At 70.2% G+C, this 15,766-nt stretch carries 16 protein-coding genes and 1 pseudogene; 9 read left to right on the plus strand and 8 right to left on the minus strand.

The annotated features are described in order from the left end of the window. Positions 1-7 precede the first annotated feature (7 nt). Both RT2_RS06640 and RT2_RS06645 read left to right on the plus strand, forming a co-directional pair. Complete coding sequence (locus RT2_RS06640; RefSeq protein WP_072843735.1) at positions 8-1,111, plus strand: catalase family peroxidase; 1,104 nt, start codon at positions 8-10, stop codon at positions 1,109-1,111. Beyond that, the gene (locus tag RT2_RS06645; RefSeq protein ID WP_072843736.1) at positions 1,101-1,658 is read left to right on the plus strand and encodes a cytochrome b; all 558 of its coding nucleotides are present in this window, start codon (positions 1,101-1,103) and stop codon (positions 1,656-1,658) included. Before RT2_RS06640 ends, RT2_RS06645 begins: the two co-directional genes overlap by 11 nt. Here the strand turns inward: RT2_RS06645 and RT2_RS06650 are convergent. The 3 genes from RT2_RS06650 to RT2_RS06660 form a co-directional block, all read right to left on the minus strand. After that, complete coding sequence (locus RT2_RS06650; RefSeq protein ID WP_072843817.1) at positions 1,655-2,521, minus strand: ferredoxin family protein; 867 nt, start codon at positions 2,519-2,521, stop codon at positions 1,655-1,657. The two genes, RT2_RS06645 and RT2_RS06650, sit on opposite strands and share 4 nt — an antisense overlap. A gap of 112 nt (positions 2,522-2,633) precedes the next feature. Next, entirely contained in the window at positions 2,634-3,206 is a 573-nt protein-coding gene (locus tag RT2_RS06655) for a YdeI/OmpD-associated family protein (protein WP_072843737.1), read from the minus strand. 25 nt (positions 3,207-3,231) lie between these two features. Further along, positions 3,232-3,759 carry a hypothetical protein gene (locus RT2_RS06660; RefSeq protein WP_072843738.1) on the minus strand — a complete coding sequence of 176 codons (528 nt, stop codon included), beginning with the start codon at positions 3,757-3,759 and terminating at the stop codon, positions 3,232-3,234. A 122-nt stretch (positions 3,760-3,881) separates the two neighbouring features. Here RT2_RS06660 and RT2_RS06665 point away from each other — a divergent pair, with 122 nt between their 5' ends. The 4 genes from RT2_RS06665 (at position 3,882) to RT2_RS06680 (ending at position 7,855) form a co-directional block, all read left to right on the plus strand. Then, positions 3,882-4,892: an AraC family transcriptional regulator gene (locus tag RT2_RS06665; RefSeq protein WP_217635610.1), complete on the plus strand. Its 1,011-nt coding sequence runs from the start codon at positions 3,882-3,884 to the stop codon at positions 4,890-4,892. A gap of 95 nt (positions 4,893-4,987) precedes the next feature. Continuing rightward, positions 4,988-6,043: a beta-keto acid cleavage family enzyme gene (locus RT2_RS06670; RefSeq protein WP_072843740.1), complete on the plus strand. Its 1,056-nt coding sequence runs from the start codon at positions 4,988-4,990 to the stop codon at positions 6,041-6,043. Positions 6,044-6,101: 58 nt separating this feature from the next. Then, entirely contained in the window at positions 6,102-7,436 is a 1,335-nt protein-coding gene (locus tag RT2_RS06675) for an MFS transporter (RefSeq protein ID WP_072843741.1), read from the plus strand. 32 nt (positions 7,437-7,468) lie between these two features. Then, positions 7,469-7,855, plus strand: a complete 387-nt coding sequence (locus RT2_RS06680; RefSeq protein ID WP_072843742.1) for a carboxymuconolactone decarboxylase family protein — start codon at positions 7,469-7,471, stop codon at positions 7,853-7,855. 99 nt (positions 7,856-7,954) lie between these two features. On the opposite strand, the gene RT2_RS06685 is transcribed toward RT2_RS06680, so the two are convergent. The 3 genes from RT2_RS06685 to RT2_RS26120 all read right to left on the minus strand — a co-directional run bounded on the left by RT2_RS06685 (position 7,955) and on the right by RT2_RS26120 (position 9,173). After that, complete coding sequence (locus RT2_RS06685; RefSeq protein WP_072843818.1) at positions 7,955-8,476, minus strand: nitroreductase family deazaflavin-dependent oxidoreductase; 522 nt, start codon at positions 8,474-8,476, stop codon at positions 7,955-7,957. Positions 8,477-8,584: 108 nt separating this feature from the next. Continuing rightward, on the minus strand, positions 8,585-8,872 hold the full coding sequence (locus RT2_RS25330; RefSeq protein ID WP_139191325.1) for a hypothetical protein: 288 nt from the start codon (positions 8,870-8,872) through the stop codon (positions 8,585-8,587). Between the two features lie 136 nt (positions 8,873-9,008). Further along, positions 9,009-9,173, minus strand: coding sequence for a hypothetical protein (locus tag RT2_RS26120; protein ID WP_174556672.1), 165 nt, complete (start codon positions 9,171-9,173; stop codon positions 9,009-9,011). 317 nt (positions 9,174-9,490) lie between these two features. Here RT2_RS26120 and RT2_RS06690 point away from each other — a divergent pair, with 317 nt between their 5' ends. The 3 genes and pseudogenes from RT2_RS06690 to RT2_RS06700 all read left to right on the plus strand — a co-directional run bounded on the left by RT2_RS06690 (position 9,491) and on the right by RT2_RS06700 (position 12,737). After that, positions 9,491-11,125, plus strand: a complete 1,635-nt coding sequence (locus tag RT2_RS06690; protein WP_072843743.1) for a helix-turn-helix domain-containing protein — start codon at positions 9,491-9,493, stop codon at positions 11,123-11,125. A gap of 255 nt (positions 11,126-11,380) precedes the next feature. Beyond that, positions 11,381-12,106 (plus strand): annotated as a pseudogene (locus RT2_RS06695) (adenylate/guanylate cyclase domain-containing protein); the annotation flags it as partial. Between the two features lie 61 nt (positions 12,107-12,167). Beyond that, positions 12,168-12,737, plus strand: a complete 570-nt coding sequence (locus RT2_RS06700; protein ID WP_072843745.1) for a hypothetical protein — start codon at positions 12,168-12,170, stop codon at positions 12,735-12,737. A gap of 10 nt (positions 12,738-12,747) precedes the next feature. Here RT2_RS06700 and RT2_RS06705 read toward each other — a convergent pair whose 3' ends face one another. Beyond that, the gene (locus RT2_RS06705) at positions 12,748-13,500 is read right to left on the minus strand and encodes an alpha/beta fold hydrolase (protein ID WP_072843746.1); all 753 of its coding nucleotides are present in this window, start codon (positions 13,498-13,500) and stop codon (positions 12,748-12,750) included. Between the two features lie 45 nt (positions 13,501-13,545). Then, a complete protein-coding gene (locus RT2_RS06710) occupies positions 13,546-15,705 on the minus strand; it encodes a copper-translocating P-type ATPase (RefSeq protein ID WP_092776485.1) in 2,160 nt (719 codons plus the stop codon). Between the last annotated feature and the right edge of the window lie 61 nt (positions 15,706-15,766).

Here is a 15,766-nt window from a genome sequence, read left to right on the forward strand (position 1 = left end):
CGAGGCGATGGCGGACGACACCGAGCGGCGGATCCTTCGATCACGCACGGACATCAGTCGGCGCGGCGTCCTCCTCGGGTTGGCCGCCGTCGGGGGGATCGCCGCGGTGGACGTCGGCGGTTTCCTCTACGCCAAGGGCCGGTTGACGCCGGACGCGCTGACGCCGTCGCGAATAGCCGACCGCTTCGAGCAGCTGGGCGGCAAGCACGAAGGGTTCCGACGGAACCACGCCAAAGGACTCAGTGCCACTGGGCATTTCGACAGCAACGGGGCCGGCGCCGCGGTGTCCACCGCCGTCGTCTTCCAGCCCGGACGGGTTCCGGTGACCGGCCGGTTCTCGCTCTCGGGAAGCCTGCCCGACGCCGCCGACGCGAGCGCCACCGTCCGCGGCCTGGGGTTGGCGTTCGCGCTGCCGAACGGGGAGCAGTGGCGCACCGCCATGGTCAACCTCCCGGTCTTCCTCGACAGCACGCCACACGGCTTCTACGAACGACTGCTCGCCTCCAAACCCGTTGCCGCAACCGGGAAACCCGATCCGGAGAAGATGGCCGACTTCCTGGCCAGGTACCCGGAGACCGCGGCGGCCATGCAGGTCGTCCGGCAGCACCCGCCGACCTCCGGGTTCGGCGACAGCACCTTCCGCGGACTCAACGCGTTCCGTGTCACCGACGCCGCCGGGGTCACCGCTCCGGTGCGCTGGATGCTCGTCCCCGAGCGACGACCCCTGCCGGCCCACCAGGCGCAGCCCGGCAAGAACTACCTCTTCGACGAGGTGATCCGCGCGGTCGCCGCCGAACCACTGCGGTGGCGCCTGGTCCTCACCGTCGGCGAACCCGGCGACCCGACCCACGACGCCACCAAGGCCTGGCCCGAGGGCAGGCGCACCGTCGACGTCGGCACCGTGACGATCGACTCGGTGCAGACCGAGGAGGCGGGCAACGCCCGGGACGTCAACTTCGACCCGCTCGTGCTCCCCGCCGGCATCTCGGCGTCGGACGACCCCCTGCTCAACGCGCGGTCGGCGGTCTACGCCCGGTCCTTCACCCGCCGATCCGGCGAACCCACCCGACCGAGCGCCGTCACCGTCCAGGAGGTGCTCGATGCCCGCTGAGCCGACCCCCGGCCCCGCCCGGTACGCCCTTCCGTCGCGCCTGCTGCACTGGGTCATGGCGGTCATGGTCATCGCCCAACTCGTCGTCGGCGCCGCCATGATCGCCTCGCTGACCGACTACGCGCGACTGCGGGCCGTCCACGAACCGCTGGGGATCGCGATCCTCGTCCTGGTGGTGATCCGGATCGGAAACCGGTTGCGTCGCCGGCCGCCGCCGTTCCCGTCCACCATGCGCCCCCTGGAACGCCTCGCGGCAAAGGGAACCGAGTACCTGCTCTACGCGCTGATGCTGGCGCAGCCGTTGATCGGATGGGCCATGCTCTCGAGCGCGGGGTCCCCGATCGTGATCTACGAAGGCCTGCACCTGCCGGCCATCGCACCGCAGGACGCGGGCACCTACGCGATGTTGCAACAGGCCCACACGGTTCTGGCCTACCTGCTGTTCCTGACGTTCACCGCGCACATGTGCGCAGTCGCGTTCCACACCCTGGTGCTGCGCGACCGGCTCCTCGACCGGATGACGCCGCTGCCGGTCCGGTCGGACTAGGGTCCGGCGCGCTCGGTGACCGCGGCGGCGACCACCGCGGTCACCGACTTCGCCAGTGCGCCGCAACTCGGCGGTCGCGCCTCGAGTTCGACGCGGGTGGTCTCGACCGCCCAGGACCGGCCGTCGCGGTGCCGCACCAAGGCCCCGGCCTCACGCCCTCCCACCAGGAGGTCCTCGACGGTCAGGTCCGCGTCGGACGCCGAGACCCGTTCCCGCACCGCGATTTCCGCGACCTGGCCGTCCGGGCTCCAGCAGCTGCGCCCGCGCAGGCCCGGCAGGTACACCTCGCCCCGGCCCGCCGCGAGCACCGCCTCGACGCTGGCCTCGGGGCCGAGCCTGCCGTAGGTCAGTCCGGTCGGCAGCAGGATCAGCGACGGCGCGAACCGGTGCCCACCGGTGTGCGAGCACTCCCACACCGCGTCACCGAACCGGTCCGCCAGCGTCGCGGCGACCGGACGGCCCAGCACCGCGCAGCACAGGTCGCGTTTGCCGTGCGCGCACACCAGCGCGACCGGGTCGCTGACCGGCGTCCCGATTCCCGGCGAGGCCGCGGTCAGCGTCAGGTCGAGGTCGAGCAGGTCGGCCGGGTCGGCGACGTCGAACCGCTCGCACCACCCGCCGGCCGGGTCCGGGCGTCCGAACAGCACGGTGCGGCGGGCCGGCCAGGCGGCGCGGCCGGGACGACGGATCAGCAGCAGTCGCACCCCCGCCGCCTCGGTGTGCCGTTGCAGCGCCTCGGACAGGTCCGGGTCGAAGGCCTCGCCGCCGAACACGTCGCGGCCCCACGCCCCCGGATGTTCCAGGCAGAGCCACCCCGCGGTCTGCGAGGCGGTGCCGGGCAGCGGTTCGTCCACCGCGGACATCGCCGAACAGGTCGACGCGACCGCCTCGGCGGTCGTCTCGTCGACGCCGGGGGCGTCGTAGTCTGCGGTGCGGGCTGGCTCGGTCACCGCACCATTGTGCCCGCGGCAGTCGTCAGTTCGGCGGAGTGCCCTCCGCGAACATCTGGACGAACTTCTCGATCCGGCGGGCCCGGGTCTCCGGCCTCTTCGCGTCCTGCAGGCGATAGACGACGGCGTACCGGTTGGACTTGTTCATCGTCGCGAAGAACTCCTCCGCCGCGGGCACCTTCGCCAACGCGTCGAGGAAATCCTGCGGCACGGTCGCCGAGGCCTGCCCCTCGTAGGCACGGTCCCAGCGCCCGTCCGCCCGGGCCGCCGCGATCGCCGCCTGCCCGGCGGGCTGCATCAGCCCGTCGGCGATCAGCCGTTCGGTCTTCTCCCGGTTGCGCTTCGACCAGGGACTCCGGGCCCGACGGGGGGTGAAGCCCCGCAGCCAGAACTCGTCGTCGAGGGGGCGGGCCTGGCCGTCGATCCAGCCGAAACACAGGGCGATGTCCAGTGCCTGGTCATAGCTGACACTCGAGTGCCCCGAGTCCTTCTTGGCGAACTTGAGCCAGATCCCGGGCGAGCGGTCGTGCTGTTCAGCGAGCCAGGCGCGAAACGCCTCCGGGTCGGGGAAGTACTCGATGCTGCGTTCGACGGCCATGACCTCACCGTAGGCGGACGCCCGGTCAATCGCGCCGATTCCGGCGCCCGACCGCCATGCCCGCCCACACCCGCACGAACCCCTGGGACAGGTACGCGAGCGCGCCGATGCTCAGCACCCACTTGGTGATGCTGACCGTGGAGATCGCCCGCACCCGGGCGTCGGTGATCGCCTCGCGGTGGTCGAGCAGGTGCAGGTCAACCACGTTCTCCACGTAGTCGGCGACCGCGGCCGCCACCGGCGCGACGGCCAGCGCGCGCCGGGTGGCCGGCGACAGGTCGGTCAGCTGCCCGAGCCGCCGCGCGCCGGTGCACAGGGCGACGGCGTAGATCACCGGGTGCACCATGTCCGGCGCGAAATGGCTACGGAAGCGGGCGGTCTCGGACTCGTCCATGCTGTCGAGCACCGCCCGGTAGGACCGCGCGGACAACGCCGTCTGGGTCTGCAGGAGCTTCGGCGCGGTCGGGCCGAGCAGCCGCGCAATGTTGGCCTGCGACAGCACGTATGCCGCCGACCATCCGATGAGTTTGCCGTCGAGAGCCGTCAGTGCCATGCCGCGACCCTAGCCTCGATGCGCCGGCCCGATCCGGGCGTTACCGTTGTTCACGTCGTCGATGTTGACGGATCGGGACGCCGTGTTTGACGGCATGGGACGGGAGAGCACAGTTGCCGAGGTTGCGTAGCGCGGTCTTGAACGGATACCTCGAGGTGGCGAAGTCGGTCGGGTTGAACCCGTACCCGCTGATGCGGGTCTCCGGACTGGACCCGGCGACGTTCTCCGCCACCGCGGGGTGGATCGAGGCGAAGTGCGTGGTCGAGCTGTTCGAACTCTCCGCGCTGCAGTCCGGCTGCGACGACTTCGGCGTCAGGATGTTGGGCAACCGCGGCGTGTCGAACCTGGGCCCGGTCGGCCTGATCGCCCGCGAGGAGCCGGACGTGCGCAGTGCGATGGGAATCGTGCTGCGCCACATGAGCTTGCACAACGAGGCAATCCTCCTGGACCTGACCGAATCGGGGGGGCTGGCCACGATCCAGGTCCGGCCGGCGACCGACATGGCGCTCGGACGCCAGTCCACCGAACTGGTCGTCGCGTCGATCTTCCGGATCCTGTCCGACTTCCTGCCCGACGGATGGCTGCCCGTGGCCACCTGCTTCGCTCACGGAGCCCCCGCCAACGGGGAGGTGCATGCCCGCGTCTTCGGCCCGTCGATCTACTACGACCACGAGATCGACGGGATCATCATCGCGACCGGCGACCTGGACGCACCGAACCGCCTGTCGAACCCGGTCCTGCGACCGTTCGCGCAGGAGTACCTCGGGCTGCTGGCGCCGCGCGAGAACTCCTCCACCGCCGGGCAGGTTCGGGACCTGATCGCCACCCTGCTGCCGACGGAGCACTGCTCGGTCACCCGCATCGCACACAGCCTGCGGATGGACAGGCGGACCCTGCACCGGCGACTGGCGCAGTCAGGCGAGACGTACTCCTCCATCCTCGACTCGGTTCGCAAGGAGCACGCCACGGCGTCCATCGCGCGGGGAGACCGCTCCTTCACCGAGATCTCCTCGGAGCTGGGGTTCTCGGAACTGAGCGCGTTCTCCCGGTGGTTCCGCCAACAGTTCGGGGTCAGCCCGAAGGCCTGGTCGGTCGACCAGGGCGAGCCTGTCCCAGAACGTCAACAATATTGACCTAATCCGTCAAATGTGACGCCGCCAGGCTGCCTACAGTGATTCACGTCACCCCAAGTCCCGGCCGTAGCCCGCATCACAGATGGAGTCCTGGCATGAATTTCCACGACGACGCATTCTTCCCGGAGAACCAGGACAAGCTGGTCATCACCGTCGCCCCGTACGGCCCGGAGTGGGCGGTCGAGGACTTCCCCGAGGACCTGCCCCTGACGATGGACGAGCACGTCCAGCAGGCCGTCGACTGCTACGAGGCCGGCGCCACCGTGCTGCACATCCACGTCCGCGAGGAGGACGGCAAGGGCTCCAAGCGTCTGTCGAAGTTCAACGAGCTCCTCGGCCGCCTCCGCGAGGCCGTGCCGGAGATGATCCTGCAGGTCGGCGGCTCCATCTCCTTCGCCCCCGAGGGCGACGGCGCGGACGCCAAGTGGCTCTCCGACGACGTGCGCCACATGCTCGCCGAGCTGGACCCGAAGCCGGACCAGGTCACCATCGCGATCAACACCAGCCAGATGAACATCATGGACCTGATGACCCCGGGCGACATCAAGGGCACCTCCCTCGAGAACGCCGAGCTGGCGCACACCTACCGCGAGATGACCGTCCCCGCCGGCCCCGAGTGGGTCGAGGAGCACCTGCGTCGCCTGCAGGCCGCCGGCATCCAGCCGCACTTCCAGCTCTCGTCCATCCCGCAGCTCGAGACCGTCGAGCGCCTGATCCGCCGCGGCTTCTACACCGGCCCGCTGAACCTGACCTGGGTCGCGATCGGCGGCGGCTTCGACGGCCCGAACCCGTACAACATGATGCAGTTCGTCAACCGGGTCCCGGACGGCGCCTGTCTGACGCTGGAGACGCTGATGCGCAGCGTGCTGCCGGTGAACACGATGGCCATCGCGATGGGCCTGCACCCGCGCTGCGGCAACGAGGACAACCTGTGGGCCCCGAACGGCGAGGCGAAGATCACCTCCGCCGAGCAGGTCCGCCAGCTGGTGCGCGTCGCCAAGGAGCTCGGTCGTGAGGTGGCCACCGGCAAGGAGGCCCGCGACATCTACGGGATCGGCAAGTCCTACAAGGATGCCGACGAGACCCTGGCGAAGCTCGGTTACGCGCCGAACCGCAAGCCGGGCCAGACCGGATTCACGCAGCACGCGTAAGGGCAGCTCCGCCCCGCGACACCCCTGAAGTCTTCTCGAAACGAACCAAGGAATAGCAATGGTGCTGCAAGCTCAACCAATCGAGAGCCACGCCGAAGCCTCCACGCCCACGCGTAAGCGGCGGATCTACCCGTGGGTGGTCTTCGCCCTGGCATTCGGCCTGCTGCTGTCGGACTACATGTCCCGGCAGGTCCTCAGCGCGGTGTTCCCGATCCTCAAGGCCGAGTGGTCCCTGTCGGACTCCCACCTCGCCTCGCTGAGCAGCATCGTCGCGCTGATGGTCGGACTGCTCACCTTCCCCCTCTCGCTCCTGGCGGACCGCTGGGGCCGGGTCAAGAGCCTGATCCTGATGGCGGTGCTGTGGAGCGTCGCGACGTTGCTGTGCGCGATCGCCACCAGCTACGAGCAGATGCTCGGCGCCCGCTTCCTCGTCGGGGTCGGTGAGGCGGCCTACGGCAGCGTCGGTATCGCATTGGTGCTCAGCGTGTTTGCGCCCCGCGTCCATGCCGCACTGGCCGGCGCCTTCATGGCCGGCGGGTCGTTCGGGTCGGTGATCGGTGTCGCCATCGGCGGCTTCATCGCGGTCCAGTTCAGTTGGCGCTGGTCGTTTGCCGCAATGGCGGTCTTCGGCCTCCTGCTGGTCGCGGTCTTCCGGGTGGTCGTCACCGAGGCGAGGTTGAAGCGGTACGCCGTCGAGGACGCCACTCCCGGCGCCGCACTCGAGGCCGACGGATTCCGAGCCCCCGTCTCGAGCCTGTTCACCAACCCCACGGTGTTGTTCGTCTACCTCGGTGGCGGACTGCAGATGTTCACCGCCGCGGTCCTGCTGGCCTGGATGCCGAGCTTCTTCAACCGGTACTACGGTCTGGCGCCGGACAAGGCCGGCGTGGCCGCCTCGGTGTTCGTCCTGCTGGTGGGTACGGGCATGATCGTGTGCGGCATGATCACCGACCGGGTGAGCCGCAACGACCCGGCCGCCAAGTGGACCTCGGCGATCGCCTACTGCCTGATCTCGCTGGCGTTCCTGACCGTGGGATTCAGCATCGGCACCGGCACCGCCCAGCTCGTCCTGCTCGGGATCGGCGCGTTCTTCTCCGCCGGGTGTTCCGGTCCGAGTGCCGCGATGGTCGCCAACCTCACGCACACCTCGATTCGAGCCTCCGCCATGGGAACCCTGACCGTGGCCAACAACCTCCTCGGACTGGCCCTCGGCCCCTTCGTCGTCGGGATCCTCGCCGATCACCTGGGCCTGCTCGACGCCATGCGGCTGGCACCGCTCGTCTACATCGCCGCGGCCGCGGCGCTGGTGCTGGGCAGGCGCTCCTACCCGGCCGGGATGCGGCGGCTGGCGGAGTTGCGTGCGAACGCAGCCCCCGCCGCACCGGCCAACTGAGTCCGCTCGACCCTACGAAACACGGAGAGATCATGAGCGAGAACGAGAGCAGCTATCCCGTGGTGGACGCGATGAAGGCCGGTGGCGGCTGGAACTCGCTCTGGGACGGGTTGCACGAGATGGACCCGGAGTGGACCGAGCTGTACATGAAGATGGCGATGCAGCCGTACCAGAGCGGGGTGCTCTCGCCGAAGGTCATCCAGCTGCTTTGCATCGCCGTCGACGCCTCCGCCACCCACATGTACGCGCCCGGTACCCGGCGCCACATCCAGGCAGCCTTGGACATCGGGGTGACGCCCGAGGAGATCCTCGAGGTGCTCAAGCTCGCCACCGTCGTCGGCATCCACTCCTGCAACATCGGGGTGCCGATCCTCGTCGAGGAGATGGCGGCACACAAGGAACGCCAGGCTGCGGCCTAGATACGGACCCGACCCGATCGCGCCTGTGCGGCACCACGTCCTGCGTGGTGCCGCACAGGCGTGTCAGTGCCCCTCTTCCTTTGAGACAAGGGTTCTCGTTCAACCAGCGCGACGCGCGGACTGGCGCGGCTCGAGCCGGAAGACCGGGATCCGACGACCGATCTTCGTCGTCTTGGCGCGATAGTCACCCCACCCGGCGTAGACCTGCACGGCGAGCGCGTACAGGCGTTCGTACTCTTCGGGGGCGGTGACCTCGGTCGCCACAAATCCCTCGCCACCGAATTCGCACTCGGGGTGCGCGATCAGGTTGCGAGACCACTGCGGGTTTCTCGTCCCACCGAAATTCGAGGCGACCACGACCACGTCACGCCCATCGTGGAAGTAGGCAATCTGTACAGCCCGGGGCAGACCCGACCTGGCGCCGGTGGTCTCGAGCGTCGCCGATGGGATCAGCCCCAACTGCCAGGTCAGGCGGCCACCCGTGACCCGGTCCAGCCATGGGTCGCTGCGCACGACAACGTGGCGCGCGAAGGCCTGTCCTGCCCGCGTACGCCCGAAACGCTCGGACAGTTTGTACAGGCGTCCATGCCTACGGGTCGGATCGATGTAGCGCAGCGGCACCCGGCGCACCATGTGCCGTCGACGGCGGCCCACATGCACACCAGGTGCGCGACGACGGGTGTCCGACGCAGGAATTCGCGAAGACATGATTCAACGCGCTGTTGGCGTCTACACCTGAGCCGGAAGGCGAATGCCATCGACAATCAAGCCAGCCAGGCTGACAGTCAGTACGACGATGCAGGCAACGACTGACCAGCCTGATGCATTGCCCGCAAATCCCAGAATGCCGGTCGCTACGGTGGCCGCTGCGGCGATTCCGCTGACGACACACAGGACCATGAGCGCGAGCGGCATACGCGGATTGTCTTGGTCGTTCGTTTCGCGGTCATGCCGTGAGCTGGTGTTCTGGAGGTCAGCCGGCGGTAGGTGGTTCGTCCGGTAGGCGAGTAGTGACATGTTCACTCCTTCGCGGGTAGGTCCCATTTTCGGCGCGGAAGCTCGTGCCGGACTCGGGCTGAGATCGGTCCGAACTGTGCTCATGGTGAATCCTTTCGGTGCGTTGATTGTTCGTGCCGTGACGGCGGCCGCGGGTTCACACCGGTTCGCGCATGACCTGACCGACGTGCAGCACCCCATTGGGGTCGTGATCGGCGACCAGCGCGCCGAGCCAGTGAGCTGTGTCCTCGTCGTAGGACCGTGCGATCTGCGTCGGATCAGAGCTGCCGCAAAGTTCGGCAGGGTGCGCCCGGTGCTCCACGGCGACAGTGCTCGTTCGATGACGCCGGCGTGTTCGACGACCGCCTCTGCCAGCGGCGGAACCAGGACGCCAACGACCAACAGCGCGAACGACGCGTCGCGATGACAGAAGGCGCTGCGATGCCGTGGCTCGCGGGCCTGCCTGGCGCGGGAATCGTTCGTGTCAACATGATTTGAGGCTAGGGCGCGCGTCGGCGCAGTCGCATCGGGCAATGGTTGTATTCCTCGCCGCGCGAACCAGCCGCAATGGGTCTTTCGACCCACAAGCGCGTTCGGCCGCGCGACCTCTTGCGGTCGCGCGGCCCGCGGTGAAATGTCATGGCTATGGTCGACGATCTCACGCGCGGCCGTGCCGCATACCGGGGGCAGGTGTGGGACGAGGCGTACGCATTTCTCGGTCGCGCGGACCAATCGGCGGCCCTGGATCCGGACGATCTGGAGGCGCTCGCCGAGTCTGCCCACTTCACCGGCAGGACAGATCGCTGTGTCGAGGCGCGCAGCCGGATCTACACCGACCGGCTGCGCAACGGCGACAATCGCGGCGCTGCCATGTGCGCATTCCGGGTCCATATCGTGTTGATGCTGCACGGCGACCTGTCCCCGGCCATGGGGTGGCTCGCCCGCGCGCAGCGCCAGCTGCAGCAGGAGCCGGAGTGCGCGGTGCACGGCTACGTGTGCGTCGCCGAGGCGGAGGCGAACTTCTATGGCGGCAACCTTGCGGGTTCGCTCGATCTGGCGCGCAGCGCGACCCGGATCGGCACCCACTTCACGGATCCCGATCTGGTGAACCTCGGCTTGCACCAGGCGGGGCGCGCCCTCGTCGCGCTTGGTGACGTATCAGGCGGAACCGCACTGCTCGACGAGGCGATGGTCGCCGTCGTCGCGCGCGAGGTGAGTGCATACAACTGCGCGTGGATCTACTGCAGCTCGATCAACGTGTGCGACTACATGTCGGACTTCGGGCGCGCCAGCGCGTGGACGTCCGCGTTCGAGAAGTGGCTGTGCACGCAGCCCGGAGCCACGGCCATGACCGGCTCGTGCCGGATGCACCGATCCCGGATCATGCGTCTGCACGGGGCATGGACCGACGCCGAACGTGAAGCGCGGCAGGCCTGCGCGGAGCAGAACAGCACCATTGCCGTGGACGCGGGCCAGGCGTGGTACCAGGTCGGCGAGATCCGGCGGCTGGTCGGTGACCTGCCCGCCGCGGAGGAGGCGTTCGGGCACGCCGGCAGTTACGGCTGGGACGTGCAGCCCGGCCTGGCGCTGCTGCGGGCCGCGCAGGGCCGTCCCGACGCGGCCGACGCGGGTCTCGCCCGTGCGCTGGCCGAACATCCCTCGGACCGCCTCGCCAGGGCGAAACTGCTCCCGGCGCAGGCAGAAATCGCGACGGCCGCGGGGAACCTGGAACTCGCACGGGCGGCCGCCGACGAACTCGCCGCCATGGTCGGCGCCCCCTTGGCCGTCCGGGCCGCGGCAGTGCAGGTTTCCGGTGCGGTGCGGCTCGCCGAAGGCGACCCTGCCGGCGCGCTGCCCTGCCTGCGATCCTCCGCGCAGATCTGGGCGGACCTGGACATGCCGTACGAGGCCGCACGCAGCCACCAGCTGATCGGACTCGCCTGCCGTGCGATCGGCGACGAGGACACCGCGCGCCTCGAATGGGACACCTGTCGTGCGGTGTTCAGCCGCCTGGGTGCAGTACCGGACCTGAAGCACACCGACGCATTGCTCGGATGTGCACACCAAACGACACCACTCCCGGACGGTCTCAGCGCCCGGGAGGTCGAGGTGCTGCGACTCGTCGCCGCCGGACTGACGAATCAGGAAGTCGCTACGAGTCTGTCGCTGAGCAAGAAGACCGTCGCGCGGCATCTGAGCAACATCTTCGGCAAGATCGGCGTCACCACTCGCGCTGCCGCGACCGCCTATTCGTGCCACCACGGCCTGGACTGATGCGCACCGTGCCCATGGGGGGTCGTATTGCCCACGAGGACCGCTTCGTGCGGCGGTGGATGCGACGATCGCCCGATGCGTCGACGGCGACCGGCGACCTACCGTCGGATCATGTCGATGGGACTCGAACCGCCACGCCGCCGCGGCGTCCGAATGCTCGGCGTCCGGATGCGAGTGGGACGTGAAACGAGTAGTCGGCCGGGGGCCGGTCCTGTCCCACGCTCGAATCCCCTCCGCGTGGGCGAGGCGGCGAGATTCAACGAGATCACGGCGGGACAGGCCGAGCGCGAACGCTTACGCGACCTGCTCTGCCGACACGTCGGCCGCGACGTCGCCCACCGCGCACTCGAACACGACGCGCTGCCCGACCGCGACGGGTTGGCCGGCGGCGAGGTCACCCAGGCCGCGGTTCTCTTCATCGACGTCGTCGGCTCCACGAACCTGGCGGCGACCCGGCCGCCGGACGAGGTGGCGACCGTGCTCAACGCGTTCTTTCGGATCGTGGTCGCGACGGTCGAACGGCACCACGGTTTCGTCAACAAGTTCCAGGGCGATGCCGCCCTGGCAGTCTTCGGTGCCCCGCGGCCCGTCGCCGACCCAGCCGGATCCGCGCTCGCGACGGCCCGGGAACTGCGGCCCACGCTTCGCGCGCTGGACGTGATCGACTTCGGTATAGGCGTCTCGTTCGGCGAGGTGTTCGCGGGGAACATCGGAGCCGAACAGCGGTACGAGTACACCGTCATCGGCGATCCCGTCAACGAGGCCGCCCGGCTCACCGAGGTCGCGAAGACCTGCGAGTACCGCGCCCTCGCGTCGGGGCACGCCCTCACCGCCGCGGCCTGGGACGAATCGCAACGCTGGATGCCGGTCCGGAGCGTGACGCTGCGGGGGCGCACCGAGCCGACCCTCCTGGCCGAACCCGTACTCGAACTCGACCTTTCACGGCGTCGAGCTGCGGTGCGGGCGGCCGACTCGGGCTAGCCTCGACGGGCCTCGCGGGCAAGACCGGCCCGGCGAGGGGGGCACGCGGCGGGGAGGTTCGATGCGGCAGTGGTGGTCGGCGTTCTGGGACCGTCCTCCGGGTTGGGTGCTGCTGGCCGCCACGGTTGCGGTGTGCCTGGCGGGCCTGTGGGCGCTGAGCTACCCCACCCCCAACGGGTGGATCCTGGTGCTCGGGTGTTTCTGGCCGACCGTGGTGATCGCAGCCTGCTGGCTGACCCGGACCGCCGCGTTCCTGGCGCGGACCAAGACCTGGTCGGCCTGGCTGCTCGCGGTGCCGGCCGTCGCGGTGGTCAGTGCCGCACTGGCGGTGTTCGACGCGCCGCTGCAGGCGCGGTGGTCCCTCGCGGCGGGCGACTTCTCGGCCGCCGTCGACGAGATCCGGGCCGGCACCGACTCCGGGCGGGAGCGCCGGATCGGCAGCTACGACGTCGGTGGCGTACGCACGCACGGCGACAACGTCTACTTCGTCATCCCCGCCAGCGGCTTCCTGAACGACGACGGCGTGGTCTACCTGCCGAACGGGGAGCCCACCACGCCCGACCCGGTCGGCGAGGGCGTGCGGGTGTGGCACCTGCGCGGGCCCTGGTACTCGTTCAGCGCGGGCTGGTGACGCGGGCCGTTCACTCGCCGGCGAGGAACGCCGCGACCACGGCCTCGAACTGGTTCGGCCGGTCACGGTGCACGCTGTGCCCCACTTCGATGGTCACCACCCGGCAGTTCGGGATCGCCGCGGCCGCCGCCGTCAGCCTGCCGGGATGCACCATGCCGGACGGTCCCCCGCAGACCACCAGCGTCGGCGCCGCGATCCGCGGCAGCCGGTCCCACCAGGCGGGGTTCGGCCGGTGGAATTGGGCCAGCGCGCTGCGGGTCATGGACCGGTCGAAGGCCAGCGCCGCCCGGGGATGACGCAGCAGGCTGGTGGTCGCGTGCCACAGTTCGACGGGTGTCGGCAGCCGGCCGGACATCGGCCCGACGGTCTCGCCCGGGCGCAGCGGCAGCGGCGTCTCCTCGAGCACCAGCCGCCGCACCAGCCCGGGACGCGACTGGGCGAGCAGGCTCGCGCAGTGCCCGCCGAGCGAGTGCCCGACCACGTCCACCTCGTCGAGTGCCAGGTGCTCGCACAGCGCGAGCAGGTCGTCGCCGAACTCGTCGAACAGGTACGACGGCGCGTGCGCGCTGCGCCCGTGGCCACGCAGGTCGACGGCGACCACGCGACGACCGCCCTGCGCCAGGGTCCTGGCGAACCGGTCCCAGGTGCGGCTGTCGCCGCCCATGCCGTGCACCAGCAGCACCGGCACGGCGTCCGGTCCGCCGGAGTCCCGGTAGGAGATCTCGAGCCCGTCGACCGTGGTGGCCACAGCCGTCGTCACCATCGGTTACCGCCCTTCACGCCGTTCACCTGCCCCTGCGCAGCGAGGCTACCGAGCGGGCGTGCCGAGGATCGCCTCGGGACGCAGGTCCAGTCGCCGGAGCAGTTGGGCGTTGACCGCCACCACCACCGTCGACGCGGACATCAGCAGGGCACCGACCTCCATCGGGAGGGTGAAACCCCAGGGCGCCAGGACCCCCGCGGCGAGCGGCACCGCGATCACGTTGTATCCGGCCGCCCAGGTGAGGTTCTGGATCATCTTGCGGTAGGTGGCGCGGGAGAGTTCGATCACCGACAACACCGAACGCGGGTCGTCGCTGGCCAGCACCACCCCGGCGGAGGCGATGGCCACGTCGGTGCCGGCGCCGATGGCGATCCCGACGTCCGCCTGGGCCAGCGCCGGGGCGTCGTTGACGCCGTCGCCGACCATGGCGACCCTGCGGCCGGCGGACTGCAGCTCCTTGACCTTCGCGCCCTTGTCCTGCGGCAGCACCCCGGCGAACACCTCGTCCGCAACATTCCCCGTCGCTCCGCTCGCCACGAACCCCAACCGACGCGCCACCGACTGCGCCACTGCCTCGGCGTCGCCGGTGATCATCGCGACGTGCACGCCCCGCTGGTGCAGGGCATCGATGGCCTGCTCGGACTCCGGGCGGATCTCGTCGGCCAGCGCGACCGCCCCGACGACGACGCCGTCGCGGATCACGTGCAGCACCGTCGACCCCTGCGCCGCCCAGTCCCGGGTCTGGGCCAGTGCGTCCAGCCCGCGGTCGGCGAGCATCTTCGGTCCGCCGACGCCGACCTCCGCCCCGGCGACGGTGCCGGTGACGCCCACGCCGTTGTGCGCGCGGAACGCGTCGGCAACGGGCACGGTGAGTCCACGGTGTTCGGCGGCCGCCACGATGGCCCGGCCGAGCGGGTGCTCGCTGTCGCGCTCGACAGAGGCCGCCAGAGCGACCGCCTCGTCCTCGCCCACCGCGCCGGCACCGGCCGCGGCGACGAGGGCGGGGCTGCCCTTGGTGAGGGTGCCCGTCTTGTCGAAGAGCACCGCGTCGACGGTGCGCATCGACTCGAGCGCCCGACGGTCGGTGATTAGCACCCCGGCCCGGGCCGCCCGCTCGGTCGCGATGGACACCACCAGCGGGATGGCCAGACCCAGCGCGTGCGGGCAGGCGATGACGAGGACCGTGATGGTGCGGGTGACCGCGTCCTCGGGGGCGCCGAGGATCAGCCAGACCGCCGCGGTGATCAGCGCGGCCCCGAGGGCGAACCAGAACAGCCAGGCCGCGGCGCGGTCGGCGAGCACCTGGGCGCGCGAGGAGGAGTTCTGGGCCTCGCTGACCAGACGGCGGATGCCGGCGAGCGCGGTGTCGTCGCCGACCGCGGTGACGCGGACCCGCAGCGCCGAGTCGGTGCTGACGGTGCCGGCGACCACCCGGTCCCCCGCCTCGCGCCGCACCGCCAGCGACTCCCCCGTGATCATCGACTCGTCCACGTCGGCGGCGCCGTCGACGACGGTGCCGTCCGCGGGGATCCGGCCACCGGGCCGGACGACGACCAGGTCGCCCGCGGCCAGGTCCGCGGTCGACACGGTCACCGTCTCGTCGCCCTCGACCCGTTCGGCCTCGTCCGGCAGCAGGGCGGCCAGGGACTCGAGCGCGCTCGACGCCTGGCCGAGGGATCGCATCTCGATCCAGTGCCCGAGCAGCATGATCACGATGAGAAGCGCGAGTTCCCACCAGAAGTCGAGGTCGTGGGCGAGCAGGCCGAGGCTGGCACCCCAGGAGGCGACGAACGCGACGGTGATGGCCAGCGCGATCAGCAGCATCATGCCGGGCTGGCGGGCCCGGATCTCGGCGACCGCGCCGGACAGGAACGGCCGGCCGCCCCACAGGTACATGACCGTGCCGAGCAGCGGCGAGACCCAGGTGATCGCCGAGCCGGCGGGCAGGGAGTAGCCGACCAGGTCCGCGAACATCGCGTTGGCCAGGACCACCGGCACCGCGAGCACCAGCATCACCCAGAACAGCCGCCGGAACTGGGCGACGTGGCCGCCGTGCCCGGCGCCGTGCTGGTCGTGACCGCCGTGCTGGTCGTGACCGTCGTGCTGGTCGTGACCGTCGTGACCGGACAGGTGCACGCCGTGGTCCGTCCCCTCGGGGGCCTCGACGTCCGGGTGGTCCGTGTGCATCTCGCGCTCGGCGTCCATGCCCGCAAAGCTTACCCCCTAGGGGTATAAATCGCAGGGCGTGGAGCTGCGGGCGACGTCC

Origin of the sequence: Rhodococcus tukisamuensis NBRC 100609 (assembly GCF_001894985.1) — a bacterium.
Taxonomy (GTDB): domain Bacteria; phylum Actinomycetota; class Actinomycetes; order Mycobacteriales; family Mycobacteriaceae; genus Rhodococcus_G; species Rhodococcus_G tukisamuensis.